The following is a 26002-nucleotide window of genomic DNA, read 5'->3' on the forward strand; positions in this document are numbered from 1 at the left end:
TAAGATAGTGGCCATGTTTAGAACTCATAGCCACTTTCATGTTCCAACAAGAAATTAAACAACTCAATTTATCTAAACTCAAATCTGGCGAAAAACGTTGGTTAGGGAACCTGCATGGTTCTGCAACGGGATTTTTGTTGAAAGAAATCGTAAAGCAATACGATCAGCTCTTTGTTGTGGTTGCACGCAATAATCAGCATTTGGGGCAGTTGGAAAGTGAACTTGAATTTTATGGGGTAAAACCGACCATTTTTCCCGATTGGGAAATTTTGCCGTATGACCGATTATCACCGCATCAAGATATCGTGTCTGAACGTTTGGCGATATTATCAAATATGCCTAAAAAAGGCGTGCTATTGGTATCAACCTCAACTTTAGCGCAACGTGTTGCGCCGACCAATTGGGTCTTGGGTGAACACTTTGATATACGTGTCGGACAAAAGTTCGATTTAGAGCAACAAAAGAAAAAATTAATCCAAGCGGGCTATCATCTAGTCGATACAGTTTATGACCACGGTGAGTTTGCAGTACGTGGCAGCATCATGGATATCTATGCGTCAGGTCAAGATGCACCGATCCGTATCGATCTGTTTGATGATGAAATTGAAACTTTAAAATTCTTTGATCCAGAAACACAACGAACTACACAGAATCTAGATCAATTTACTGTTTTACCTGCTCAAGAATTCCCACTCAAAGAAGCACGTTCGACCTTTAGAGATCGTTATGCAGAAGCATTTCCAACTGCAAACCCTAAGAAAAATCCAATTTATCAGGATGTCTTAGACGGTATTGCATCACCTGGGATTGAGTTTTATTTGCCGCTGTTTTTTGAAGCGGAGGCAATGAAAACACAAAGCAGTCTTATTTCGTATCTACCACAGCATTCCATTGTCATTACAGATCAGTCATTCGAAGATGGTATTAATCAATTTTGGGTTGATGTAGTTAGACGTTATGAAGATCGTCGTCATAATGTTGATCAACCCATTTTAGAACCCTCAGCTTTATTCTTTCAAACGTCTCAGTTGCTAGAGTCACTGAATCAATTTCCACGTATTGTGGCTGCACAAGAACCTTTTGCTGAAAAATCGGGTATCGTTAATCTAAATACTCAAACACCGCCACGTTTACCGGTTGATCCTAAGCAAGAAAAACCCTTTGCTGCGGTTAAAAAATATATTGATGAAGCCAATCATCCAGTTTTATTGGTTGCTGAAAGTGCGGGTCGTCGTGAAACTTTAAAGGACGCGCTGCGTGCTAGCTTGGGAGATATCCCAACTGTAGAAGGATTTGATGAATTTATTCAGTCCTTACATGCAATTGCCATTACCAGTGCACCACTTGAACGTGGATTAGAGCTGACCGAGCAACTCAGCATCATTTCAGAAAATCAGCTTTATGAACATCGCGTGGTTCAACGCCGTCGTAAACGTCAGCAAGAGGTTTCAGAAGAGTTTCTAGTTCGCAGTCTGACTGAACTCTCAATTGGTGCACCTGTGGTGCACATTGATTATGGCGTAGGGCGCTATGCAGGACTGATTACCTTAAGTATTGATGATCAGGACCACGAGTTTTTACAACTTGATTATGCAGATGCGGCAAAAGTCTATGTTCCTGTCACCAATTTGCATCTCATTAGTCGCTATAGTGGTGGTGACCCCGATTTAGCCCCACTACATAAACTCGGCACAGACGCATGGTCTAAAGCCAAACGTAAAGCGCTGGAACAAATTCATGACGTTGCAGCAGAACTTCTGCATATTCAAGCGCGTCGTACTGCGAAACCAGGTATCAGCTTTGAACTTGATCAAAGTCTATATATGCAGTTTGCCAGTGGTTTTGCCTATGAGGAAACGCTTGACCAAGCCAATGCGATTGAAGCAACTTTGCATGATATGCAACAGGCTAAACCGATGGATCGTTTGGTGTGTGGTGATGTTGGTTTCGGTAAAACTGAAGTGGCGATGCGTGCTGCTTTTGTAGCAGTACAAAATAATCGTCAGGTGGCGGTGCTTGTCCCAACGACACTCCTAGCTCAGCAGCATTATGAATCGTTTAAAGATCGTTTTGCTGATTGGCCGGTTCGCATTGAAGTGTTATCACGTTTTGGCTCATCAAAAGCGCATACCAAAATCATTGATGATCTTGCCGATGGTAAAGTGGATATCGTGATTGGTACCCATAAAATTTTGCAAGAGAATGTGCGATTTAAAAATTTAGGTTTGATGATTGTCGATGAAGAACACCGCTTTGGTGTGCGTGATAAAGAACGCATTAAAGCCATGCGTGCTGACGTCGATATGTTAACGCTGACCGCAACACCAATCCCGCGTACTTTAAATATGGCCTTTAGTGGCATGCGTGATCTATCGATTATTGCCACACCTCCAGCACGCCGTCTTGCTGTTAAAACCTTTGTGCAGGAGCATACTGGCGACTCCATTAAAGAAGCAGTTCTGCGTGAGTTGCTACGTGGTGGTCAAGTGTATTTCTTGCATAATGAAGTGGATAGTATTGAACGTGCAGCTGAAAATTTACGTGAACTAGTCCCTGAAGCGCGTGTTGCAGTTGCACATGGACAAATGCGTGAACGCGAGCTTGAACAAGTCATGCAGCAGTTCTATCACAAAGAATATAACGTCTTAGTCTGCTCAACGATCATTGAAACAGGGATTGATGTTCCTAATGCCAATACCATTATCATTGAGCGTGCCGACAAACTCGGTCTTGCGCAATTACATCAATTACGTGGTCGTGTTGGGCGTTCACATCACCAAGCCTATGCATATCTGTTGGTACCTTCAATTAAAGGCTTAAAAGGTGATGCTGAAAAACGTCTGGATGCGCTACAACGTGCTTCTAATTTAGGTGCAGGTTTTATGCTCGCCACAGAAGACTTAGAAATTCGTGGTGCGGGTGAACTATTGGGTGAGCAGCAAAGTGGTTCAATGCAGGCGATTGGTTATAGCCTGTATATGGAAATGCTGGAAAAAGCCACCAAAGCCATTCAAAAGGGCAAAACCCCGAATTTCGATGCGCCATTATCGTTAACTGCAGAGATTAATCTGCATATGCCAGCCTTAATCCCAGATGATTACTTAGGCGATGTTCATCAACGTTTATTGTTCTATAAGCGCATCAGTAATACGGATAGCCGAGAAAAACTCGATAACATCCGTATGGAATTAATTGATCGTTTTGGCCTACCTCCACAGCCGGTTAAACAGCTTTTTGCGGTTCATCAAATACGTTTAAAAGCAGAGCAGTTGGGTATTACTAAAATTGATATTAGTAGCCAAGGTGGACACATTGAATTTGCACCGGATACACCTGTGCAGGCTGTGACCATCATTCAAATGATGCAAAAACATCCAACTTATTTCCGTATGAACGGCGGGCAACGTTTGAAAGTGATGGTGATGCTGGAAGATTACGAAAAACGCATACAATTTATTACGGATTTATTAGATAGTTTGCTGAAAGAGTTACATTAATTGTATGTGATGTTTTGATTACCTTTTGTCTAAAATGATTAAAGACAACGTTTTTATAGAAAATAATGTCTTGATAATTCTAGGGGATTGCGTAAAGTCATAACTGTGACTAGGATCAAGACATTAAGTACAAATTTGTATTTAAACACATTGCTGCCAATATTCAGCCTGTGCTGGATATGGTAGTATTAGCCATCATTCTAATTTTGCATCATTTATAAAGATATGTTTAGTTTGCATCCACAACTTGCTCAAGATACTTTTTTTGTAGGCGACTTTCCTTTATCAACATGTCGTTTGATGAATGATATGCAATTTCCTTGGCTCATTTTGATCCCACGTGTGCCTGGTGTTTCTGAACTTTATGAATTAAGTCAGGCAGACCAAGAACAGTTTTTACGTGAGTCAAGCTGGTTATCAAGCCAACTGTCTCGTGTATTCCGTGCTGATAAAATGAACGTTGCTGCACTCGGTAATATGGTGCCACAACTTCATTTCCATCATGTTGTACGTTATCAAAATGATGTGGCATGGCCTAAGCCAGTGTGGGGAACACCTGCTGTTCCATATAGCAGTGAAGTGCTCGCACATATGCGTCAAACATTGATGCTCGCGCTACGTGGCCAAGGTGATATGCCATTCGATTGGCGTATGGATTAATTTGAATCCATATTATTTGAGACCGTTGGCTATGTACTTCGAGGAGTAGTTGAGTGCAAATAGACGACTGGGTACATAAAGAACCGAAGCATTTTGAATTTTTCCATCGGTTGATGGGATATATCATGCTGTCTTTGGTACTTGTCGTTTATCACTACACAGAGCCAGATACACAATATCAAATTTTTATCCCGCTCTTTTTATTCTTCCTTCTTGTTACATCGCCACGGCTCTCAAAAGAATTAATCTATCGCTACAGTCGTAAAGTAAAATGCAATGTTTTCTTTATGATGGATATTACAGTTATTGCGATCGTCCTCTCTGCAGTTCATTTAAACCTTGTCTTGAGTTTATTAGGGCTAGCCGCATTACTGTATACCGCAATTAGTAATAAAATTTCGTTTTTAACGGTTTCATTAGCGACTCTTATTGGGATCGCTATTTTTTATGCATGCAGTATTCTGATCTTTGGTTTCGGTAGCTATTTCGAGCCAACCAGCAGTGAATTGACTGTGCTTGGTTTTCTGTGCCTGTTCACTTACTTTGGTGTCGGTAATTACTATCAAAGTAGTCGCGTACGTTTTATGTCACAGCAAAAAACACACTACTATGACCAAATGAATCGTTATATGGAGTTTGCCAATCAGCTAAGCCGATATGCACCACAACAATTGTGGCAGTCGATTATGAAAGGTGAATCTGAAGCGAAAATTGAATACAAGCGTAAAAAATTAACAGTTTTCTTTTCTGATATTCAAGGCTTTACAGAGCTTTCAGAAACGCTCATCCCAGATGACTTGGCATTCTTACTCAATGATTATTTGAGTCATATGACTGAAATCGCGAAAAAGTATGAAGCTACCGTCGATAAGTTTATGGGTGATGCGATCTTGGTCTTCTTTGGTGATCCACATAGCCAAGGCGTAGAACAAGATGCAAAAAGCTGTATGGAAATGGCAATCGCCATGCGCCAACAAATGAAATTGTTGCGTGAACGCTGGGTGAAAATGGGTTATCCGCCTTTACATATTCGAATGGGGATTTCAACAGGTTATTGTCACGTGGGTAACTATGGGGCAAACCATCGTATGGCGTACACCATTGTCGGTCGTGATGCCAATTTAGCAGCGCGTTTACAAAGTGCAGCAGAAGTGGATGAAATTCTGATTTCTGAAGATACTCATAATTTAATTAAAAATGATTATTTATGTGCACCGAAAGCACCGATTTATTTAAAAGGAATTAAGCAACCTGTTCGCTCATGGCAAGTGATGGAAAAATATAGTTCACGTAAAATGGATTATCAGCGTTGGTTCGATTATGAATATAAAGGCTTCCATTTATTGCTTAATTTAGATGAAGTACAAAACTTTGAATATCCTGAACTGCTGCATGTGCTTGAAAAAATGACGCAACGCATTCAAACACAGCAACAACTCACCAATGCGGAAGGGATTGTAAAACTCAATATTGAAGATGAGGTTGCTGTTGATTTAGTTGCGCATTCTAAAGAGTTTCAAAATTGATCATTTGATATCAAATTTTAGAAACGCTCCGATAAAAAAGGAGCCTTTTTATAATTAAACCCACTTTTGATTTGCTAAATTGATATCGAAATTCAAGTTGTGATAGACCTCATTTAAATTAAATTTAGATCTGTCTTCAGGTAGTTGTACCATAATAGGTAATCGAGTTATACCATTTTCTCCCACTGAAAAAGCATAGTTTCTTTCTTTTTCATTGATTGAAATTTCTGCTTCATATTCCAAATATACAGTTGTACTTGGATGGTTTTTGGGTACACGTATGATATCAATAAATGCATTAACTTTAATTTTATTTAGATTTTCTTTTAGTAAAATTAGATTCTCTTCTTTTTTCTTTTTTGTATTAAAAATTTTACCTATAAATCCATTTGAAGCTTCAATTTCACGTTCGAGAATTTTGATATTTTTAAGATTCTCTTTATACGCGTTAATTGATGTTTTAATAATAAGTGATAATTCAGTTATGGAGTTATGCATCATTTCATTTGATAATTTCCAATCTTCTGTAGATTGCTTGATGAAAATTTGAGAATAACGTTTCTCAATTAAATTAAGCCAAGCTAATAATCGATAAAAGAACACTTTAGACTTGGAATCAAATAGTAAGGCTGGTTGACTTTGAAAGTCTTTAAAATAACTTAATATATCAGAAAAAATTTCTTTTAAACTTACAAAGATATAGTTAGATTCATCTTGGTGATTAATTTTATACTTTAAGAATTCACATGTTGGCTCTAAAATATTTAAGATCAAATTTTTCTCGAAATCAATTAAACGGTCTTCAATAACCTTTTCCATATTTAAACCAGAAGAGTCAAGTGGTTTTGTTAATAAAGGTAACAAAATATTACTATTCAGATTTTGCAAATTTTCAATAAAATTTGTTACCTCATCGCTGATTTGTTTTTCAATTGTCACAATTTTTAAAATATTGGTGCGAAAGAGATCAGTATAATTATTATTATCAATGAGGGTTATATCTAAACCAACACCATTTAAATATATACTATCTGAAATTAAACTTTTTTCTTCATTTAAAAAGCGTCTTATTGAATAGGTATTAACGTTTTTATTATTGGGTTGTGATAAACAAAAAAAGAATTTAGAGGTTTTAATAATTTCTAGTTGACGTAATTTTTTCTGTTGTAATGTAAAATCTTTGAGAAGTGAATGTTTAAAAGTTTTTAATTCACGAATTGGAACGGATTTAAACCAAAAATTGAGCAGTTGCTGTTTTAAGTATACTTCATTGATGAAAACTTTTAATATTTCTGTGTTTAGTTGACGCTCATTATTTGGAATTATAATGTTATCTTTTTCTTTGATAATGTTCGCAATATGATAAATTAATTCTGACTTTATCTGATTTTTGTATTTTTGAAGTAGTATATTGTCTTCCGTGTCAATTTTAGCTACCTGTGACACCAAACCTTCAATAAAGTTTGCAATTTCCTCTATATTTGAATATTTTTCTAACTGATTGCATGAAGTTAAAATTTTCTCAGCGAGATTTCTCATTCCCGCATGTTCGAGAGTAGTAATATATGTTGCAAAACTATGTTCTTTCGTGAGTCTAAAGCTATTATTTTTTTTATCCCAATATATAAATTTTTTTTGAAAAATTTGGCTAGCTACCATTTCTTTCTGTTTTGTATCAAGTTGTGAGAATAGTTTTTGGCAATTATTTACCCAATACAAGTCTAAGTTTGGATCAATCTGATTGGCAAATGAGCGTATTTCATAAGGAATATAATCGTTCATATCTTTCTACTAATGAGTTTAAATTAAGTAAGTGTTTTCAAAAGATTTTATCATATTTTTAATCGCAGATTCAAATCCCAAGTGCAACACATTTGTAGTTAGTTGAAAAAGTTAGGTGTATTCATAGAATCATTAGACTTTTTCAACTCGCAATTGGAAAGCACACAATGAAGAAATACACCCAACTTTCTCAAGATGAAAGATACGAAATTTATGCTACTTTGAAAAGTAAAAGTTCAATCGCTACCCTTGCTCGGGAGTTAGGACGTTCACGATCAACCATCTACCGTGAAATAAAAAGAAATACTGGGCAACGTGGATATAGAGCTCAACAGGCAGCTAAATTTGCAAGTCAAAGACGGTACCGTCCTTCATCATCAATGACAGCATTTGCCTTCGCTTATATTGATTATTTGATTGGTTTGGACTGGTCACCAGAACAAATTTCAGGTGCTTTAACACAACGCGGTTGGCTGGATGTACCTTCACATGAGTGGATTTACCAGTACATTTATCAAGATAAATCACAAGGAGGTAAACTCCATCTACACTTAAGGCATCAGAAGAAATATCGAAAACGCGGTTACAAAAACACGGATCGTAGGGGGCAAATCATTGATAAAACAAGTATTCACTGCAGAGACCAGGTCATTGATCAACGACAACGTTTAGGAGATTTCGAAGGTGACACGGTGATTGGTAAACATCATAAAGGTGCTTTATTGACACTCGTTGATCGAAAGAGCCTGTATGTACATATTGTTCATTTAGGGCCAACGAGAGCATCCTCTCAAACGATTACTTGTGCATTAGATCGTTTACAAATGAGCCATGCTTATAGTGTGACATTTGATAATGGCAAAGAATTTTCCGAACACAAAAGAATTACTGATGCTGGGATAGAGACGTATTTTGCTGATCCTTACAAGTCTATTCAGCGAGCTAGAAATGAAAATACGAATGGTTTAATCCGTCAATATCTGCCAAAATCATCATCGTTTGATGATGTGTCAAACGAACAAATAGAGCAGATAGAATTTGCACTCAACCATCGTCCTAGAAAAACACTAGGTTGGTATACACCGAGTGAAGTTATGGCTGGTTTTTATACTGTTGCACTTGCCGTTTGAATCCGCCAATTATAAAAAATACTTGAAGATATTTTTATTAAATATCTTCAAGTAACAGCTCATTAAGTTTTAATGATTTTCAGAAGCATGATTAATCGTGTACTTCGGAATTTCAACTTCTAGGTCTTCATCAACCAATTTGACTTGGCAAGACAGGCGAGAGTCGGGTTCTAAGCCCCAAGCACGATCAAGTAAGTCAGCTTCTACGTCGTTCATTTCATCTAGACTATCAAAGCCTTTACGTACAACGACATGGCAAGTTGTACATGCAGCTGACATATCACAAGCATGTTCAATTTTGATGCCATTGTTGAGTAGGCTTTCGCATAAATTGGCATTTGGCTCAACTTCAAACTCAGCGCCTTCAGGGCAAATCTGCGCATGTGGAAGAACTTTAATACGTGGCATAATCTTTACCTTAAATTAATTTGAGTTTGACCAGTCATCAAGCTTAGTGCCTTTCAATGCGGCATCAATGTGCTGATTCATACGCATTGCTGCAAAAGCATCACTGTGAATTTTAAGCTGTTCAATTGCAGATTCAATGGCTTTAATATCTGAACCTTGTAACTGATTTTCTAATTGAGCTTGAGCAGATTGTAAATCAGTGAGCTGCTGTTCAGAAAGTAGTTTTGCATCCACTTTAAGTGCTTGAACTAATGCTTCAAGCTCACGTTTCGCCTCTACTTTGGTTTCATTTAAATGACGCAGATTTTTGTCTTCTTCTGCATATTTGAAACCTTCAATCAGCAAGCGTTCAGTATCTTCAGAAGACAGACCATATGACGGCTTGATGTCAATCTTTGCTGTGACACCAGACGTGGTTTCTTTGGCAGAAACAGTGAGTAAGCCATCAGCATCTACTTGGAAAGTAACTTCAATACGCGCTTGACCTGCAGTCATTGGCGGAATGCCATGCAACACAAAACGACCGAGACTACGACAATGCTCAACTAAGTCACGTTCACCTTGTACCACATGAATCAGCATAGCGGTCTGACCATCTTGATATGTCGTAAATTCTTGGCGACGCGCCACAGGAATTGCAGTATTACGTGAAATTAAACGTTCCACCAAACCACCCATGGTTTCAAGACCTAACGAGAGTGGAGTTACGTCCAATAACAATGAACCGTCTTTACTGTTGCCGATTAATTGATTAGCTGTAATTGAAGCACCGATTGCAACCACTTCATCTGGGTTAATCGTGCAAAGTGGTTCTTGGTTAAATACTTCACGAACGGCTTTTTGCACTGCATAAGAACGTGTTGAACCGCCGACAAGAACAACATTTTGAATATCATTAAGTTCAAGTTTGGCATCACGCATTACACGTTTACAAACACTAATCGTTTTGTCTAAAGCAACTTTGATGATCTCTTCAAATGTTGCACGATCTAAGGTAAGCGTTTGGTCTAAGAGTTGTAATTGTGTTGTTTCTCGATCAGATAATGCTTCTTTAGCTTTACGTGCAGCAACAATCAGATGTGCATATTCAGCGTCATCTAAAGTTTCGATATTTAACTGTTTTTTTGCCCACTTTAGAATTAAGCGGTCAAGGTCATCACCACCGAGTGCTGTATGACCACCAGTCGCTAAAACTTCGAATACACCTTGGCTAAAACGTAAAATAGAGACGTCAAAAGTACCGCCACCTAAGTCATAAATCACATAGTTGCGATCTGTGCTTAGATTAGTGTCTTGGTCTAAACCATAAGCAACTGCAGCAGCAGTCGGTTCGTTTAATAGACGTAGAACATTTAAACCTGCAAGTTGTGCTGCATCACGTGTTGCCTGACGTTGTGCTTCATCGAAATAAGCTGGAACAGTAATCACTGCACCATTAATCTCATTTTTCAAACTTGCTTCAGCACGGTCTTTGAGTTGTTTTAAGATGTCAGCTGAAATCTCGACAGGCGTTTTACGACCCTGAGCAGTATCAAATGCTGGCATTTCATTTGCTTCACCCGTTAAAGCGTAGGGATGCTGGAATTTAATATCAGCAGCTGAACGTCCCATAAAACGCTTTACAGAAACGATGGTATTTTTAGGATCATTCGTAATAAAAGGCTTAGCTTCATCACCGTATTCGGTGCTTTGTGCTGCATAATGAACAATAGAAGGAAGTAACACACGACCTTGTTCATCTTTGAGTACTTTGGCTTGACCTGATAGAACCGTGGCAACCAAAGAGTGGGTGGTGCCTAAATCGATACCAATCGCAATGCGGTGTTCATGCGGTGCACTTGATTGACCTGGTTCTGCAATTTGCAAGAGAGCCATTGTGTTACATCCTTTGCACGTTAAATATTAAAAAGAATTTTAAAAATCATCATCTAAATCAAAGCTGTCATCATCTAAAAAGCGATCTTCCGCTTTATCGATATCTGCCATTACTTTGACAAAGAAACGTAGCTTACGTACGGTATCGCGAGCTTCACCCCAATCTTCATCCGTGTAATCAATTTTAAATTCACGAACTAAGCCATCAATCCATTGCTGAACTTCAACTTTTAAAGATTTTAGATCATCTGCAGAGCTTGCTTCATCCAATTGTTCGCGAATTTCTAAAGCATCTTGTAAAAACTCGAAATCGCTAATGGATTGATCTAAATGATAATCTTGTTTTTTGAGAGACAACAAATAAGCAGCGCGACTATCGACCGCAGAAAGTACTTTAAATGCTTGATTGATTTCACTTGATTTGATTAAAGCAAGATCTTTGTCTTCGGCTTTATCTGGGTGATATTGTTGCTGCAACTTTAGAAATTCAGACTTTAAAGCTGCTAAATCAATATCGAGTGCTACTGGAAGATTGAACAACTCAAAATGATTCATGGGAGATTGTGTCCGCGATTATTTTGCAAAAAAGAGCAAGCTAAATACAATTAAAACAGTGCGTTATACACTGTTTTAATCTTTTAAAGGTTTGTGGTATGGCTTAAACCGTAAACGATTCGCCGCAACCACATTCACCTTTTTTATTGGGGTTATTGAATTCGAAGCCTTCATTTAAGCCATTTTTTACATAGTCCATCTCTAAACCTTCGAGATACACCAGACTTTTCGGGTCAACAAATACTTTTACACCAAACTGTTCAAAAGTTTCATCGTGTTCATCAATTTCATCAACGAACTCGAGTACATAAGCTAAACCAGAACAGCCTGAAGTTTTCACACCAACGCGAATGCCTTCACCCTTACCGCGATTTTTTAAATAATTGCTGATATGAGTTGCAGCATTTTCAGTTAAATGGATCATGAAAACTCCGTTAAAATTTCAAAACGTGGAACAATTAAGCTTTAACTTTCTTGCTACGGTAGTCTTCTACAGCTGCTTTAATCGCATCTTCAGCAAGAACAGAGCAGTGTACTTTTACAGGTGGAAGCGCAAGTTCGTTTGCAATATCAATGTTCTTGATTTGTTGAGCTTGATCTAAAGTTTTACCTTTAAGCCATTCAGTAACCAATGAACTTGATGCAATTGCAGAACCGCAACCATAAGTTTTAAAACGAGCTTCTTCGATTACGCCTTCGTCGTTCACTTGAATTTGTAAACGCATTACGTCACCACACGCTGGAGCACCGACCATACCAGTACCAACGTTTTCAGCATTTTTGTCTAAAACACCAACATTACGAGGATTTTCGTAATGATCAATTACTTTTTCGCTATAAGCCATGTTGCTTCTCCAAACCTCGGGGTCAGCCTTAATTTAAATATGGGGGTTAAAAAACATTTATCAATAAGATAGCCATTAAAAAATGACTATCTTATGAGTGAAATTAGTGCTCAGCCCATTCGACTGAAGAAAGGTCAATCCCTTCTTTATACATATCCCAAAGCGGAGAAAGTTCACGTAACTTCTCAACAGCTGCTTTAGTGACATTTAACACGTGGTCAATATCAGCTTCTGTCGTATATTTACCGAAGCTAAAACGAATTGAGCTGTGTGCAAGTTCGTCTGAAAGACCTAAGGCACGAAGCACATAAGATGGTTCAAGTGTTGCAGATGTACAAGCTGAACCTGAAGATACTGCAGCATCTTTAAGCGCCATCATGAGTGATTCACCTTCAACAAAGTTGAAGCTCACGTTCAAGTAGTTGGCAACGTTTTGAGTAGGGTGACCGTTAAGGAAAACTTGTTCCATTGAGTTCAAGCCATTCCAAAGTTTGTCACGTAGAACGCGTAAACGAGTTTGTTCAGCTGCAAGGTTTTTACCTGCAAGTTCAAACGCTTCACCCATACCTACGATTTGGTGTGTTGCTAATGTACCAGAACGCATACCACGTTCATGACCGCCACCGTGCATTTGCGCTTTAATACGTACACGTGGTTGACGACGTACATAAAGAGCACCAATACCTTTAGGGCCATAAATTTTGTGACCAGAGAAACTCATCAAATCGACTTTCATTGTGGAAAGATCAATTTCGATTTTACCGGCAGCCTGTGCAGCATCCACGTGGAAGAAAATTTTCTTCGCGCGAGTGATTTCACCAATCGCCGCAACATCAGTCACGGTACCGATTTCGTTGTTCACCATCATAAGTGAAACAAGAATCGTATCTGGACGGATCGCAGCTTCAACCATTTCAGGGGTAATTAAACCTGTTTGTGGTTGTGGCTCAAGATACGTAATTTCAAAACCTTCAGATTCTAATTCACGGCACGTATCCAAAATTGCTTTATGTTCAATTTTAGATGTGATGATGTGTTTACCTTTAGAACCGTAGAACTGAGCAACACCTTTAAGGGCTAAGTTGTCAGATTCTGTTGCACCTGAAGTCCATACGATTTCGCGTGGATCAGCTTTAACAAGGTTTGCAACTTGTTCACGAGCGTATTCAACTTTCTCTTCCGCTTGCCAGCCATAAGCATGTGAACGAGATGCTGCATTACCGAAGGTACCTTCGAAAGTTAAACACTCCATCATGCGTTCTGCGACTTGAGGGTCTACAGGAGTTGTAGCTGCATAATCAAGATAAATCGGACGTTTCATGTCAAATACCTGTAACCGATAAAAGGGCTGAATCTAAGTTTGCTGAATTTTGGCGAAGTGAAACCGTTTGTACGTTGTCACGAGCGACGAGATCAGCAAGAGTGATTTTTGCAAGATAATCGGCGATGTGGTGGGAGAGTTCCTGCCATAAATCATGAGTTAAGCACATTGCACCGTTTTGGCAGTTACCTTTATGGTCGCAACGAGTTGCATCAACAGTTTCGTTTACAGCTTCAATAATTTCTAACACGGTAATTTCATCAGCGTTACGTGCCAGGTGATAACCACCATTGGCACCACGAACACTCGACACTAAGCCATGACGCTTAAGTTTTGCAAATAACTGCTCCAAATAAGCAACAGAAATCGTTTGACGAGCTGCAATTTCAGCAAGCGTGATCGTTTGTTCAGTTGGCTGCAAAGCTAAATCAAGTAGAGCAGTCACTGCGTAGCGACCGCGAGTGGTTAAGCGCATGATTCGATACACATGGTTAGACTAGATGTATCGATTTTATGAATCCTGACTAAATTAGTCAAGTATTTTTATGAGGACTTAAGACTAAAGAATTGTTCCCTAAAAAGAACAATTTAGGGATTTATCCAATTATATACTAATAACGTAATAAGGAGTATAGAAAAAATGCTAAAGCCAATATTAATCCGCTTCTGACGACGCTCAAGACGTTTCAGACGATTCTTATATTGCTTGACTTGTACTTGAAGTGTATTGATATTTGAACGTTGTTGTTCAATCTTCTCTAAAAGTGGAGCAATACGATTTTTAGAGGCAATCACATCATCACTATCACGTGGTTCTGACAGCCAGATTTTCCAGTCCGATAATAATTTTGGTAATGCGAATAAAGTTAAAAGATCACGAAATTCATCTTTTAGGACTTTATTGCCATCAATACGCATGGCTTTAATACTGCGGCGGTTACCAAAAATAAAGATTTTGATCAGATCAGGCAGCGTAGTACGGATATCAAGGTCAATGATTTTATTCGGTGCTTTATGATCAAACAGCAGACCATTTTCCGTAAATTGTAAAAAGATGTCGAAATAGGGAATATAACTATTCAGCTTGATCGCGATATTTTCATCAACAAATTTTTTCGCTTGTAATGCCACAACACGGTCATGTTTAAGAATAAACGTGAATATCGTTTCTAGAACGATTAAAGTCATGGTTAACAACAAAGGGGGTTGTTTTTGACTCTCTTGCGATTCACTCATAAATGCAATTAATCCTTACCTGAAAAGTGAAATAAATTAAGCATCCTGCTTGTCATAATCTTTCAGGGTTCAACAAAAAGACTTGAAATAAACTGCTTTGTAGAACAGTTTAGCAAATGTATCAAGTACTATATTTGCTATTATGGTGAGGTTTTGTAGATTTATTTAATGTATTTGCTGTAAAAATAATCTGGAGATGTGCGCATGGATAAGACTAAAATCGCGCAAGATGATCATCAAAATTCAAATGAAAAAACGGTTAAAACCAAGACGAGATCTGCATCTGATCGTAAGTCGGTACTCGATTTTAGAAAATACACCAAACAAATTTGGTTGGCCGGATTAGGGGCTTTTTCTCGTGCAGAGGAAGAAGGCAATAAACTGTTTGACTCATTGGTCAAGGTTGGCGAAGAGCTAGAATCTAAAACCACAGAAATTGCTGACCAAACTGTCGAAAAAGTCTCAGAAAAAGCCAAAGAATCTGTCACTGATACCAAAGATAAGGTTGAAAAACTGATTGATAACTCTGTTCATCATTCTTTGAATCGGATAGGATTAGTCACGTTGAAGGACGTACAACATTTAGAAAGACTCATCCTTCAACTGCACAGTAAAATCGATTTGTTGACTGCTGAGCAGGAAAAGCTAAAGGCAGAATTGTCGAAAAAAAACCAATAAAAATGACTTTATTCATTATTCATTGTTTTTTTCGCATATTTTTTGAATAAAAAGAGGTTCAAGAGTATTGCGTTTAGACCTAAAGCATTGCTATAAAGTCGATATGGCAATTTATACAAATTTCTTGGATCTTAAATAAACGAAATTAAGAGGACGTAATTTTCATGAATAAATCAGAATTAATTGATGCAATTGCAGAGAAAGGGGGATTATCTAAGGCTGACGCAGGTAAAGCTTTAGATGCTACAATTGCTTCTGTTACTGAAGCGCTAAAAAATGGCGACACAGTTACTTTAGTTGGTTTTGGTACTTTCGGCGTTAAAGAACGTGCTGCACGTACTGGCCGTAACCCACAAACTGGTGCAACGCTTGAAATTAAAGCAAGCAAAGTACCAAGCTTCAAAGCAGGTAAAGGCTTGAAAGACGCTGTTGCATAAGTCTATTCAGCGATGAAACGCGCCAATCTTGGCGCGTTTTTTATTGAATAAACAAATTGAACCGATGAACGCATTCATTCATAGCGCATTTTCGGGTAAAATTCCACGCAATTAAAATATTGGAATACTTATGGAATCTTTTCGTAAAGTTATTAAGGGATGGTTGGGCAAGGTCTTGCTCGTTCTGTTTTTGACCCCTTTAGCGCTTGTAGGTATTGAAGGATATTTTAGCGGGGGCAGTAAAGACAGCGTTAAATCTGTGAACGGTACTGACATCTCTGAAAAAGAATTAGAGTCATTAACGAAAACATTCAAACAACAATACCTTGCTTATGCCAATAGTGATGAAACTTTATTAAATCAAAGTTTTATTGATCAAAAAGCAATGGATACTTTGGTTGCACGTACTTTGTTATTGCAACAAGCTGAAAAATTAGGCATTAGCTTGAGCGATCAGCAAATTGCCCAAATGATTTCACAGCAACCTTCATTCCAGCAAGATGGTAAATTTTCTGACGCACTCTTTGAAAACTACTTAAAGTCTGTAGGTATGACCAACCGTGCATTGGTTGAAAGTTTACGTAAAGACCATGCATTGAAAATGCTATCAACGACTTTTACCGATTATCCATTGGTGAGTACGATTGATATTGCTCAAATTGCAAATTTACAAACTGAGCAACGTCATATTCATATTGCGAGCGTCAATCTCGAAAGTTACAAGAAAAATGTCAAAGTCAGTGAAGCAGAAATTGCCGCTTATTATGAAAAGCATAAAACTGCATTTAAACAACCAACAAGCGTTGATGTAGATTATGTGGTTGTGAAACCAACTGATATTCCAGCACAAACAGCACAAGCGACTGATGCTGAATTACAAGAAGCTTATCAATCATTTGTTGCTGAGCAAAAGAAATCAGTCAAGCCACAAGTGAAGCATATTCTGATTACTACAGATAATCGTGATGATGCTGCAGCTAAAAAGTTAGCGACTGAAGTTGCTGCAAAAATTAAAGCAGGCACGACTTTCGCTCAAGCTGCTGCTCAGTATTCTGAAGATACAGAATCTAAAGCGAAGGGTGGTGTATTGGCTGCCTATGAAGCGGGTGTATTTGGTACAGCGTTTGATAGTGCGGTAAATGCATTACAGTCTGGTCAAGTTTCAGCGCCGATTAAAACTGAATACGGTTATCATTTAATTGAAACCAATGCGCCAGCGGTAAAAGTTCCTTCGTTTGAAGCTGAGAAAGCACGTTTAACTGAACAAGTACTTGCAGCGAAGAAAGCCAATGTTTTCTCTGATACTGTGAATAGCTTAAACGACATGGTGGTTGGTAGTGATTCACTTGATGTTGTCGTACAAGAGTTGAAAACTGTTCGCGTACAAACTGCAAAAGGCGTAACACTTTCTACTCAAGATGAATTGTTAAGCGATCCAGCATTGAAAGTGAAACTGTTCAATGATGATGTGAAGAATGGTGATCGTAATGCATCTTCAAGCATTCAGTTGAAAAATGGTGATGTGGCTTGGGTAAAAGTACGTAATTACCATGCAGCAGGTGAACAAACTCTTGCTGAGGCAAAAGCCAAAGTTAAAGCGAAATTGATTGAAGAAAAAGTATTTAATGCGGCGAAAGCAAACATTCAAAATACATTGAATGAATTTAAAACTAAGCCTACAAGTGCTGTAAATAAAGGTCAATTGAACTTTACCGATGCCGGTCTATTTACACGTGCAGATGGTTTACTTAAACGTGATGTTCAACGTGCTGCATTTAGTGTGAAAACACCAGCAGCAGGTCACTGGTCAGCTACAACAGCATTATTGCCAAATGAATTGGTTGTTGTTGCAGTGTCTGAAGTGAAGAAAAATCCAGCGTCTGTATTGAGTGCTGAACAACGTGCTGAATTGTTGAAATTGTATCAACAGTTACGTGGTCAACAAGAATTTGAAGATTACACACGTTATTTAAAAGCACACGCAAAGATTAAGTAAAGCTGTTTGCATAAAAAACCAGCCTAAGGGCTGGTTTTTTTGTCTTAAGATAAATATAAAAGCGATATAAATATAGAGAGAACTTAAATTACTCTGCACGAATTTTTAGTTCATAGCCAGTATATTTACGAATATTGATGACACCCGTATCTAGAATTAAATACTGACCTTTAATGCCTTGTAGTTTACCTCGAATAATTGGGGTTTTATCAAGGTTATGCGATTTGATTTTTTCAGGATATTGTTCAACAGGATAGATGAACTCACGTGGCAATTCTTTTTCCAGAATCTCTACATTTTCATTAAAGTCAAAATTCATGCTGAACTCATCACGAATCTGCTGAATTTGAGGTGAAAATTCTTCCAAAAGATTATCTCGGATTTCGAGTAAATTAATAGGCTCAGCTTCGCCTTTTAAGAGTTTACGCCAGTCAGTTTTATCTGCGACTTGCGTACCAAACATGGTTTCAAGCTGACCTGATAAACGTCGAGAGCCGACTTGCATGATCGGTAAGGCTTGCGTTGCACCTTGATCGAGCCAACGCGTTGGCATTTGACCGAAACGTGTTATCCCTACTTTTAAAGCACTTGAGTTAGCTAGATAAACAATATGTGGTTGGAAGCAGACTTCTTGGGCAAAACTTTCTTCACGACATGTGCCTAAATGATAGTGGCAGGTCTCTGGCTTCATAATACACATATCACATGAAGCTTTGGTTTTAAAACATTTGAAACAATGTCCTTGCGAGAAGGACTTATTAGTTTTATTTCCACATGAAACACAGATAATTTTACCTGTCCATTCAATTTCAATTTCTTGACCTAAACTAAAAGGCAGATCAATTTGTGAACGGTCTAAGATAAATTTATACTCAACATTTGCCTGTTGTACGTGTTGATCAGTTACACTTAGGTTGATTAAACCAGCGTGCATTTTATGGCAAATGCCCTGAAGTTCCATAAAAATTTCTCACTTAAAACATAAGGATGCAGTTAATGGCTGAACAGAATGTCATAACTTCTATGCTAGACGATTTTGCAAAGGAGCAGCCAATCCATACTGCGATTTGTATTGGGCAGGACTTGAGCCTCATACCATCAAATCAGTCCATTCAATGGCACTATTTTAACGTATCTGAGTTTTTAAATCTGCCTTTTCAGCAACGTTATGATATGGCGATGGTTTTGTTAGATACTCAAGAGATGCAAACGCTGAGTGCACAGCAAGTGAGTCAAATTTTAGTAAAATTACGTGATTTGTTTGCCAAGCGCTTATTGGTCGTCAGTCGATTACAAGATGAAAAATTATTGCGCTCATTGGGATTGACTCAATTAATTGATAAAACCACCCATGATGCCGACTTTGCTTTGTGGCAGTTTAATATTTTGACTTATAAACATGTGCCGGACTGGTTTAACTCGAAATTCTGGGCGAATCCGGAAAATTGGGATAAGTTCCGCTGGTAAGCGTCTACAGGAGTTGTCCATACATTGGGTACTTTGCAAAATAGTAACAATTTCATCATCGATCGTCCTTAAGTACACCGTATGCTATAAATAAATAGCAGTGGAATAACAACATGACAAATTTAAGTAATATTGTTGAAATTTTGGCGAAACAGGCATTGGGTCAGCAAAATCAACAATCTTCAAACCAAGGCGGTTTAGGTGGTATTTTAGGTTCTGTATTAGGTCAGCTTGGTGGAAATACAGGACAAAGTCAGAATCAATCATCACAAGGTGGATTGGGCGGCATCCTCGGTTCTGTATTAGGTCAATTGGGTGGTCAAACAGCGACAAATAGCTCATCTACACGAGGTGGTTCTACTGGTACAACGCTTCTTATTGCAGTATTACCGATTGTATTGGCTTGGATTCAAAAACAAGGTGGCATTCAAGGTGCTTTGGATAAACTCAAAGGGCAAGGCTTAACTAGTCAAGTGGAAGATTGGGTATCAACAGGACCTGGTGAGAATGCACCAATTCCAACCCAACAAGTTCAGCACTTATTTGACGATCAAGACATTGAACAGGTTGCCTCACAAGCGCAAGCACCAAAGCAAGATGTTTATCAAGCGATTACACAGGTTCTGCCGCAAATTATTGATTCTTTGACGCCAAAAGGTGAGCAAACAGATAAACAAGAAGCCAATGATGATATTCAAAATGTGTTGAATATGGTCTCAGGTTTTTTAAAAAGATAAGCTATTTATAAAAGTAGATAGATAAAAATATAAGCCTAGTGAAAACTGGGCTTTTTTAATGTTATTTGTCTAAGCCGAAAAGTCGATTCGATTTGCTGATTTTCTTGGCGACATAATGAGACTTACGTAAACGCACCAGAATAATCTGCGATTGAAATTCAAGTTCACCAAATTCAGGTTCGACTTGAACATAATGCAATTGTCCAAATTCATCACGAACCCGTGCCTGGGCAGAAAATCCTGGACGTGCATTACCACTCGAGATGGTCGCTAGACGACCTAAAAGATGTGAATGTTTCTTTTTAAATTTAGGTGGAATAACTTGATCCAGACAATGGATCATAAATACGGTAAAGAATAGCGCGATGATGAGTGCAGGAACAATCAGGTAATATGCGGGCAAAAATTCTCGGTCTTGCGCGTAAACCATGAGTTGTAAAACATAGCCTGCAAAACTGAAGTTCATTAATAAAAAAAACACAATTAAGGTTTTTGAAAATTTCACATTAAATAATGCAACATGATCAAAACGATAAGGTGAAACTTTTTGAATAATACGACTCGGACGTAGATTAAAATAAAAACCTAATGTTTCGAGTAAGCCAAGCAACAATACGGCGAATAAACTTAAATGAAATGGCATCAAGTTATAGTCAAGTAAAAATGCTGGCATACTCAAAACCTATGTGATTATTCTGACAGGTAAATTCCACCATCGGAATGCACTTCAATATTCACTTTTTCAAGCGCTTGTCCTTGGCAAGGACCAGAAATACATTCACCACTTTCTACCATGAACAATGCACCATGGGTTGAACACTCAATGTATTCTTGATCGCGGTCTAAAAATTGATTCTCAAGAAACTCGAGTTCAACTTGTAAGTGTGGGCAAATATTCTGATACGCATAGAAGCTGCCATCACGCTGAGTGATAAAAATGATCTCACCCTCAGGTGTTTCGAATGATCGTGCTTCGCGCTCAGGAATATCTTCCGTCATGCAAATCTTAAACATTAAGCACATTCCTTTTGAAAATCTTCAAGTAAAGCAGCATAGTCACGAATCGCTAAGCGCGGACCATACTGAGAAACCACTTGGCTAGAAATTAAAATGGCAAGTTCAGCGGCAGTCGTAAAGCCTAAATTTGCATTTAAGGCATATAAGAACGCACCTGCAAATGCATCACCCGCACCATTAGTATCTACAGCGATAACCGCACGACCCGGAACTTTAAAAGTTTCTGAAGGGGTAGAAATCAGCGCGCCACTTGAAGAAAGCGTAATCACCACATGCTGGCTTAATGTTTTTAATTTTGCTAATGCTGAATCAATGTCTTGAGTTTGTGTATACATCAAAGCTTCTTGTTCATTACAGAACAACAGGTCCACACCGTCAGCAATCATTTCATCTAAACCAGTACGGGCATATTGCACCATGGCAGGGTCAGAAAGCGTAAGTGCGATTTTTACATGATTGGATTTAGCAATTTCACGCGCTTGTTTAACTGCTAAACGTGCTGAATCTGAAGTCGATAAGTAGCCTTCAATATATAACCATTGTGCAGTTTTGAGTGGTTCAAAATCAATTTGCTGTTCGGTCAGTTCTGCCGTAATACCCAAATAGGTATGCATAGTACGTTCAGAATCATCGCTGACCAAAACCATACATGTACCTGTGGTACCTTCACTGATCGATTTTTTTGTGGTTTGAATATGAGCTTCGTTTAAACCATCTAAATACACTTGACCTAAATCGTCATTACCGACACGACACGCATAAAATGCTGAACCACCTAGAGCTGCAAATGCAACGGTTGTATTGGCTGCAGAACCACCTGATGCCTGACCTTTATAAATTTGGCTTTCTTGAAGTGCATTAAATAATGCTGCTTGTGTTTCGCCATCGCAAAGTTGCATCGTACCTTTTTGCAGTTTTTGTGCAGTTAAAAAGTCGTCAGTCACTTTAAATTCTTGGTCAATTAGTGCATTACCAATTGCAAAAAGATCAACATTTGCCATGTCTTACATCACATCAAAAGAACGGAAGGTTTTAGTGTACACCAATGTTTTCTTTAGCTGTAGCATGCTGAAACGTTTTCAAAAAAAAATCAAAAAAGCATCGAATATTTCATGATGTTAAATTAGTGTAATTTTCATGTAAATGTGAAATTTATATGCGGTTGCCATTGCGTTAGTAGGCTTTTTTTATTTATAAGTAATGTACGGTTTTAAATAAAAAATCGTGTTCACTCAAAATTGATTTAGTAGTGTGTATATGGATATTAAGATTGTAAAGGCTGAACAACTCCCTGAACAAATGCAAACACTGGCAAAACAGGCACGTAAAGAGGGCTTTGATTTGCTGGATAAATTAATCGAGGAATATCAAACTGGTAAAAATAGTTTTAGTCGTGACAATGAATATCTCGCATTGGTTTATGATGGTGATAAATTAATTGCCTGTGGTGGCTTAAATCAACAATGGGGTGATCAGGAGATTGAGGCGCGTATTGGTCGTGTACGTCGTTGTTATGTTCATCCTAAATATCGTCAACATGGTATAGGTCGTCAATTGCTGGCATTTTTAGAAAAATTAGCGCGACCACACTATGCAGCGCTTTGTTTGCAAACCGATACTAAAAATGCCGCAAGTTTTTATCAAAAGCTGAATTACGTTTTTGTGGAAAGTCATCCAAATTATAATTATTTCAAATACCTAGTTTAATTTTTAGCTTTATTTTTTCCTTTTATATTGTTGCATAAAGCGCGATGATTTTGACAAGGAATCATCGAGCTTACTTAATTTGACTAAAATGATCGGTTTTCAACGTGAATATTCCGAATAACTAAAGCTATAATGTTCTCAGTTAATCATAAATGAAAATTAGGAGATCGCATGACTGTAGATGTCACTGAAACCATTTCAAATACTGTACATCCCGCGTTTCAGTTGGTACGTCAACACCATGTTGAAGCTTTAGACATTGCGGTGTCTGAATATAAACATAAAGTGACTGGCGCCATTCATTATCACTTGGCGACAAATCACGACGAAAATGTATTTCTAGTAGCATTTCGTACCCAGCCAATGGATTCGAAAGGTGAAGCTCACATTCTAGAACATACAGCATTATGCGGTTCTGAAAAATTCCCTGTGCGTGATCCATTCTTCCTGATGATTCGCCGTTCTTTAAATACCTTTATGAACGCATTCACCGCAGCAGATTGGACCGCTTACCCATTTGCGACACAAAATAAGAAAGACTTCCAAAACTTACTTGAAGTTTATATGGATGCTGCATTTGCTGCGAATTTGAATCCACTCGATTTTGCTCAGGAAGGCATTCGTATTGAGCTTGAAAATGGTGAGCCTGTTTATAAAGGCGTGGTCTTTAATGAAATGAAAGGGGCTATGAGTTCACCTTCAGATCAGTTGTATCATGCAGTTGCGCATCATTTATTCCCAAATACAACGTATCACTACAATTCAGGTGGTGATCCTAAAGATATTCCTGATCTGACATACGAAGAATTGGTTCAGTTCTATAAAACGCATTATCATCCAAGTAATGCGGTGTTTATGACCTTTGGTAATACGCCTGCGTATGACTTACAAGAACAGTTTGAAACACTCGCATTATCTAAATTTGATCAAGGCGAAACTTTATATTCAACACCTGAAACACGTTTAGCAGCGCCAATTACTGTCACAGATACCTACGCGGTTGATGGTGAAGATCTTAAAGATAAGACTTATCACGTATTGTCATGGTTATTGCCTGAAGCGAGTGATATTAAACTTCGTCTAGGTATGCGTCTCGTTGAAGGTATTTTACTTGAGGACTCAGCTTCACCACTGCGTCATTATTTAGAAACCTGTGGTTATGCTGAAGCAACCGGTCCATTCATGGGTGTGGATGACTCTAACTTTGAAATGACCTTCTACTGCGCAGTTCAAGGTTCTAACCCTGAACACACTGAAGAATTTAAAAATGGCGTTTTCAAAGTCTTAGAAGAAGTCGCTTCAAAACCTGTTGATCAAAACATGGTGGATGCGATTTTACATCAAATTGAATTGCATCAACGCGAGATCAACGGCGATGGTACACCGTATGGTCTAAGCTTAATTTTAAGTGGTTTAAGTAGTGCAATTCATCATCGTGATCCAGTTGAAGTCTGGGACGTAGATTCTGCAATTGCAGCGGTGAAAGAAGAATTGAAAGATCCAATGTGGCTTTCAAACTTAATTAAAACCCATTTAATAGATAATCCACATCGTGTGCAGTTGACACTTGTGCCTGATGCAGAAAAATCTGCGAAAGAAATTGCAGATGAAAAAGCACGTTTGGCTGAAATTGGTAAAAATCTGACTGAAGAGCAAAAAGCTGAAATTGTGAAACAAACCGAAGCTTTGAATCTTCGTCAAGATACACCTGATGATCTTAACCTATTGCCAAAAGTAGGTTTGGAAGATGTACCTGCTGAGCTGCAAATTGTGCGTGGTCAATTGCGTGAAATTATCTGTAATGGTATTGATACACCATTAAACCTGTATCATGCGGGAACCAATGGTATTTACTATCAACAGGTATTGGTGCAAATTCCTGATGAAGTTGTACAGTCGCCGTATTTTAACTTGCTTTCGATTTTAGTCGGTGAAGTAGGTGCGGGTGAATACGATTACTTGAGCTTCCAGCAGTTACAAACGGCTGTTAGTGGTGGCTTAGGTATGGGCGCATCGCTACGCTCAAAAGTTGATGATAAAAACAAAATCTCTGCGTGGTTGACCTTAACGACTAAATCTCTTGTTAATAACTTACAAGCCATTCAATTGTTAAAAACGGGTTTTGAACAACTTCGTTTTGATGAAAAAGATCGCATTATTGAGTTACTGCAACAACGTAAGACACGTTGGCAAGCACGCGTTTCAGGTTCAGGTCATAGTTATGCGATGCAAGCGGCTTCTCGCCATCATAGCGCACTCGCATTACGTGACTATAAAAACACAGGACTTGGCGCGCTCAATTGGCTGGTTGAATTGTTAGCAAGCATTGAGAATGACGCAGCTGCTTACGATGCACTAATTGCAGAGCTTCAAGCGATTCACCGTGTTTTACTACAAGCGCCAAAACAGTTCTTATTGGTTTGTGAAGAACATCAATCTGAACATTTAGTTGAAGAAGTTCAAACTGTTTGGGACAAACTTGCAGTTGATCGTGCATCTGTTGAATTAAAAAAAGTCGATACTCAAGTTAATGAAAAAGATGAAGCATGGTTAGTTCAAGCCAATGTACAGTTCTGTGCAGCTGCTTATCCAACAGTTGAAGTGTCACATCCTGATGCTGCGCCTTTGATGGTGCTTGCAGGATATTTACGTAATGGTTTCTTGCATAGTGCTATTCGTGAGAAAGGTGGAGCTTATGGTGGCGGTGCAAGCTACGATGGAAATGCATGTTCATTCCGCTTCTATAGCTATCGTGATCCACGTCTAGCAGAAACTTTCCAAGACTTTGAAGCGAGTATTGATTGGTTGCTCAATGCACCACAGCAACCACATCAGCTTGAGGAAGCGATTTTAGGTCTGATTGCAAGCATGGATAAACCAGGTTCGCCAGCAGGTGAGGCAATTACGGCATGTTATGCATATTTACATAAACGTACGCCTGCATTCCGTAAGCAAATGCGTGAGCGTTTACTCTCTGTAACCTTGGATGACTTGAAAAGAGTTGCACAACAGTATTTATTGAATCAAACAGCATCAAAAGCTGTTGTGGCTCCAATGGCAAAACGTGAAACTTTAGAACAACTCGGATTTGTGATTAAACAAGTTCAATAAAATTATAAAAGGACCCT

General features: G+C 38.4%; 24 protein-coding genes. 11 read left to right on the top strand and 13 right to left on the bottom strand.

Features of this window, described 5'->3' with window-relative positions; all coding sequences use genetic code 11:
• The first annotated feature begins 38 nt into the window (after positions 1-38).
• The 3 genes from mfd to A3K93_RS05525 all read left to right on the top strand — a co-directional run bounded on the left by mfd (position 39) and on the right by A3K93_RS05525 (position 5683).
• The gene (gene mfd / locus A3K93_RS05515; RefSeq protein WP_067729664.1) at positions 39-3497 is read left to right on the top strand and encodes a transcription-repair coupling factor; all 3459 of its coding nucleotides are present in this window, start codon (positions 39-41) and stop codon (positions 3495-3497) included.
• 225 nt (positions 3498-3722) lie between these two features.
• Positions 3723-4157 (top strand): HIT domain-containing protein, encoded by a 435-nt coding sequence (locus tag A3K93_RS05520; RefSeq protein ID WP_067729666.1) that lies wholly within the window; start codon positions 3723-3725, stop codon positions 4155-4157.
• Positions 4158-4210: 53 nt separating this feature from the next.
• A complete protein-coding gene (locus tag A3K93_RS05525; RefSeq protein WP_067729668.1) occupies positions 4211-5683 on the top strand; it encodes an adenylate/guanylate cyclase domain-containing protein in 1473 nt (490 codons plus the stop codon).
• Positions 5684-5737: 54 nt separating this feature from the next.
• Here the strand turns inward: A3K93_RS05525 and A3K93_RS05530 are convergent, their stop codons facing one another.
• Positions 5738-7465, bottom strand: coding sequence for a hypothetical protein (locus A3K93_RS05530; protein ID WP_067729671.1), 1728 nt, complete (start codon positions 7463-7465; stop codon positions 5738-5740).
• Between the two features lie 167 nt (positions 7466-7632).
• Here A3K93_RS05530 and A3K93_RS05535 point away from each other — a divergent pair, with 167 nt between their 5' ends.
• Positions 7633-8595, top strand: coding sequence for an IS30 family transposase (locus A3K93_RS05535; protein WP_067729673.1), 963 nt, complete (start codon positions 7633-7635; stop codon positions 8593-8595).
• A gap of 69 nt (positions 8596-8664) precedes the next feature.
• Here the strand turns inward: A3K93_RS05535 and fdx are convergent, their stop codons facing one another.
• The 8 genes from fdx to A3K93_RS05575 all read right to left on the bottom strand — a co-directional run bounded on the left by fdx (position 8665) and on the right by A3K93_RS05575 (position 14835).
• A complete protein-coding gene (fdx, locus tag A3K93_RS05540) occupies positions 8665-9003 on the bottom strand; it encodes an ISC system 2Fe-2S type ferredoxin (RefSeq protein WP_067729675.1) in 339 nt (112 codons plus the stop codon).
• Positions 9004-9018: 15 nt separating this feature from the next.
• A complete protein-coding gene (hscA, locus tag A3K93_RS05545; protein WP_067729677.1) occupies positions 9019-10878 on the bottom strand; it encodes a Fe-S protein assembly chaperone HscA in 1860 nt (619 codons plus the stop codon).
• 39 nt (positions 10879-10917) lie between these two features.
• On the bottom strand, positions 10918-11433 hold the full coding sequence (hscB, locus tag A3K93_RS05550) for a Fe-S protein assembly co-chaperone HscB (RefSeq protein ID WP_067729678.1): 516 nt from the start codon (positions 11431-11433) through the stop codon (positions 10918-10920).
• 103 nt (positions 11434-11536) lie between these two features.
• On the bottom strand, positions 11537-11857 hold the full coding sequence (gene iscA / locus A3K93_RS05555; protein ID WP_067729680.1) for an iron-sulfur cluster assembly protein IscA: 321 nt from the start codon (positions 11855-11857) through the stop codon (positions 11537-11539).
• Positions 11858-11891: 34 nt separating this feature from the next.
• Positions 11892-12278 (bottom strand): Fe-S cluster assembly scaffold IscU, encoded by a 387-nt coding sequence (gene iscU / locus A3K93_RS05560; RefSeq protein ID WP_067729682.1) that lies wholly within the window; start codon positions 12276-12278, stop codon positions 11892-11894.
• 103 nt (positions 12279-12381) lie between these two features.
• Positions 12382-13599 carry an IscS subfamily cysteine desulfurase gene (locus A3K93_RS05565; RefSeq protein ID WP_067729684.1) on the bottom strand — a complete coding sequence of 406 codons (1218 nt, stop codon included), beginning with the start codon at positions 13597-13599 and terminating at the stop codon, positions 12382-12384.
• Between the two features lies 1 nt (position 13600).
• Complete coding sequence (locus A3K93_RS05570; protein ID WP_067731679.1) at positions 13601-14074, bottom strand: Rrf2 family transcriptional regulator; 474 nt, start codon at positions 14072-14074, stop codon at positions 13601-13603.
• Positions 14075-14187: 113 nt separating this feature from the next.
• Positions 14188-14835, bottom strand: a complete 648-nt coding sequence (locus A3K93_RS05575; protein WP_067729686.1) for a hypothetical protein — start codon at positions 14833-14835, stop codon at positions 14188-14190.
• A gap of 204 nt (positions 14836-15039) precedes the next feature.
• Between A3K93_RS05575 and A3K93_RS05580 the strand changes: the two genes are divergently transcribed.
• From A3K93_RS05580 to A3K93_RS05590, 3 genes are all read left to right on the top strand, one after another.
• Positions 15040-15513: a phasin family protein gene (locus tag A3K93_RS05580; RefSeq protein WP_067729689.1), complete on the top strand. Its 474-nt coding sequence runs from the start codon at positions 15040-15042 to the stop codon at positions 15511-15513.
• Between the two features lie 164 nt (positions 15514-15677).
• Positions 15678-15950, top strand: coding sequence for an HU family DNA-binding protein (locus A3K93_RS05585; protein ID WP_067729691.1), 273 nt, complete (start codon positions 15678-15680; stop codon positions 15948-15950).
• Between the two features lie 130 nt (positions 15951-16080).
• Positions 16081-17946 (top strand): SurA N-terminal domain-containing protein, encoded by a 1866-nt coding sequence (locus A3K93_RS05590; protein WP_067729693.1) that lies wholly within the window; start codon positions 16081-16083, stop codon positions 17944-17946.
• An 88-nt stretch (positions 17947-18034) separates the two neighbouring features.
• Here the strand turns inward: A3K93_RS05590 and A3K93_RS05595 are convergent, their stop codons facing one another.
• On the bottom strand, positions 18035-18907 hold the full coding sequence (locus A3K93_RS05595; protein ID WP_067729695.1) for a DUF2797 domain-containing protein: 873 nt from the start codon (positions 18905-18907) through the stop codon (positions 18035-18037).
• A gap of 35 nt (positions 18908-18942) precedes the next feature.
• Here A3K93_RS05595 and A3K93_RS05600 point away from each other — a divergent pair, with 35 nt between their 5' ends.
• Together A3K93_RS05600 and A3K93_RS05605 are read left to right on the top strand one after the other, a co-directional pair.
• Positions 18943-19413, top strand: coding sequence for a DUF6231 family protein (locus A3K93_RS05600; RefSeq protein ID WP_067729697.1), 471 nt, complete (start codon positions 18943-18945; stop codon positions 19411-19413).
• 113 nt (positions 19414-19526) lie between these two features.
• Positions 19527-20150, top strand: a complete 624-nt coding sequence (locus A3K93_RS05605; RefSeq protein ID WP_067729699.1) for a YidB family protein — start codon at positions 19527-19529, stop codon at positions 20148-20150.
• A gap of 61 nt (positions 20151-20211) precedes the next feature.
• Here A3K93_RS05605 and A3K93_RS05610 read toward each other — a convergent pair whose 3' ends face one another.
• Genes A3K93_RS05610 through A3K93_RS05620 form a run of 3 tightly spaced genes read right to left on the bottom strand, consistent with a single transcriptional unit; the run spans position 20212 to position 22168 of the window.
• The gene (locus tag A3K93_RS05610; RefSeq protein ID WP_067729701.1) at positions 20212-20823 is read right to left on the bottom strand and encodes an OB-fold-containig protein; all 612 of its coding nucleotides are present in this window, start codon (positions 20821-20823) and stop codon (positions 20212-20214) included.
• 17 nt (positions 20824-20840) lie between these two features.
• The gene (locus A3K93_RS05615; protein WP_171255093.1) at positions 20841-21149 is read right to left on the bottom strand and encodes a Rieske (2Fe-2S) protein; all 309 of its coding nucleotides are present in this window, start codon (positions 21147-21149) and stop codon (positions 20841-20843) included.
• Between the two features lie 14 nt (positions 21150-21163).
• On the bottom strand, positions 21164-22168 hold the full coding sequence (locus tag A3K93_RS05620; RefSeq protein WP_067729705.1) for an adenosine kinase: 1005 nt from the start codon (positions 22166-22168) through the stop codon (positions 21164-21166).
• Positions 22169-22424: 256 nt separating this feature from the next.
• Between A3K93_RS05620 and A3K93_RS05625 the strand changes: the two genes are divergently transcribed.
• On the top strand, positions 22425-22874 hold the full coding sequence (locus A3K93_RS05625) for a GNAT family N-acetyltransferase (protein WP_067729707.1): 450 nt from the start codon (positions 22425-22427) through the stop codon (positions 22872-22874).
• Between the two features lie 171 nt (positions 22875-23045).
• Positions 23046-25985, top strand: coding sequence for an insulinase family protein (locus tag A3K93_RS05630; protein WP_067729709.1), 2940 nt, complete (start codon positions 23046-23048; stop codon positions 25983-25985).
• Positions 25986-26002 lie beyond the last annotated feature (17 nt).

Source organism: Acinetobacter sp. NCu2D-2 (assembly GCF_001647675.1).
Lineage (GTDB): Bacteria > Pseudomonadota > Gammaproteobacteria > Pseudomonadales > Moraxellaceae > Acinetobacter.

Excerpts from the sequence above, each read along its gene's own strand:
- A3K93_RS05620 (WP_067729705.1), bottom strand. The coding sequence starts at position 22,168 with ATGGCAAATGTTGATCTTTTTGCAATTGGTAATGCACTAATTGACCAA.
- iscU (WP_067729682.1), bottom strand. The coding sequence starts at position 12,278 with ATGGCTTATAGCGAAAAAGTAATTGATCATTACGAAAATCCTCGTAAT.
- A3K93_RS05580 (WP_067729689.1), top strand. The coding sequence starts at position 15,040 with ATGGATAAGACTAAAATCGCGCAAGATGATCATCAAAATTCAAATGAA.
- fdx (WP_067729675.1), bottom strand. The coding sequence starts at position 9,003 with ATGCCACGTATTAAAGTTCTTCCACATGCGCAGATTTGCCCTGAAGGC.
- A3K93_RS05600 (WP_067729697.1), top strand. The coding sequence starts at position 18,943 with ATGGCTGAACAGAATGTCATAACTTCTATGCTAGACGATTTTGCAAAG.
- A3K93_RS05535 (WP_067729673.1), top strand. The coding sequence starts at position 7,633 with ATGAAGAAATACACCCAACTTTCTCAAGATGAAAGATACGAAATTTAT.
- A3K93_RS05605 (WP_067729699.1), top strand. The coding sequence starts at position 19,527 with ATGACAAATTTAAGTAATATTGTTGAAATTTTGGCGAAACAGGCATTG.
- iscA (WP_067729680.1), bottom strand. The coding sequence starts at position 11,857 with ATGATCCATTTAACTGAAAATGCTGCAACTCATATCAGCAATTATTTA.
- mfd (WP_067729664.1), top strand. The coding sequence starts at position 39 with ATGTTCCAACAAGAAATTAAACAACTCAATTTATCTAAACTCAAATCT.
- A3K93_RS05595 (WP_067729695.1), bottom strand. The coding sequence starts at position 18,907 with ATGGAACTTCAGGGCATTTGCCATAAAATGCACGCTGGTTTAATCAAC.
- hscB (WP_067729678.1), bottom strand. The coding sequence starts at position 11,433 with ATGAATCATTTTGAGTTGTTCAATCTTCCAGTAGCACTCGATATTGAT.
- A3K93_RS05610 (WP_067729701.1), bottom strand. The coding sequence starts at position 20,823 with ATGCCAGCATTTTTACTTGACTATAACTTGATGCCATTTCATTTAAGT.
- A3K93_RS05615 (WP_171255093.1), bottom strand. The coding sequence starts at position 21,149 with ATGACGGAAGATATTCCTGAGCGCGAAGCACGATCATTCGAAACACCT.
- A3K93_RS05630 (WP_067729709.1), top strand. The coding sequence starts at position 23,046 with ATGACTGTAGATGTCACTGAAACCATTTCAAATACTGTACATCCCGCG.
- A3K93_RS05590 (WP_067729693.1), top strand. The coding sequence starts at position 16,081 with ATGGAATCTTTTCGTAAAGTTATTAAGGGATGGTTGGGCAAGGTCTTG.
- A3K93_RS05530 (WP_067729671.1), bottom strand. The coding sequence starts at position 7,465 with ATGAACGATTATATTCCTTATGAAATACGCTCATTTGCCAATCAGATT.
- A3K93_RS05625 (WP_067729707.1), top strand. The coding sequence starts at position 22,425 with ATGGATATTAAGATTGTAAAGGCTGAACAACTCCCTGAACAAATGCAA.
- A3K93_RS05585 (WP_067729691.1), top strand. The coding sequence starts at position 15,678 with ATGAATAAATCAGAATTAATTGATGCAATTGCAGAGAAAGGGGGATTA.
- A3K93_RS05520 (WP_067729666.1), top strand. The coding sequence starts at position 3,723 with ATGTTTAGTTTGCATCCACAACTTGCTCAAGATACTTTTTTTGTAGGC.
- A3K93_RS05565 (WP_067729684.1), bottom strand. The coding sequence starts at position 13,599 with ATGAAACGTCCGATTTATCTTGATTATGCAGCTACAACTCCTGTAGAC.
- A3K93_RS05570 (WP_067731679.1), bottom strand. The coding sequence starts at position 14,074 with ATGCGCTTAACCACTCGCGGTCGCTACGCAGTGACTGCTCTACTTGAT.
- A3K93_RS05575 (WP_067729686.1), bottom strand. The coding sequence starts at position 14,835 with ATGAGTGAATCGCAAGAGAGTCAAAAACAACCCCCTTTGTTGTTAACC.
- hscA (WP_067729677.1), bottom strand. The coding sequence starts at position 10,878 with ATGGCTCTCTTGCAAATTGCAGAACCAGGTCAATCAAGTGCACCGCAT.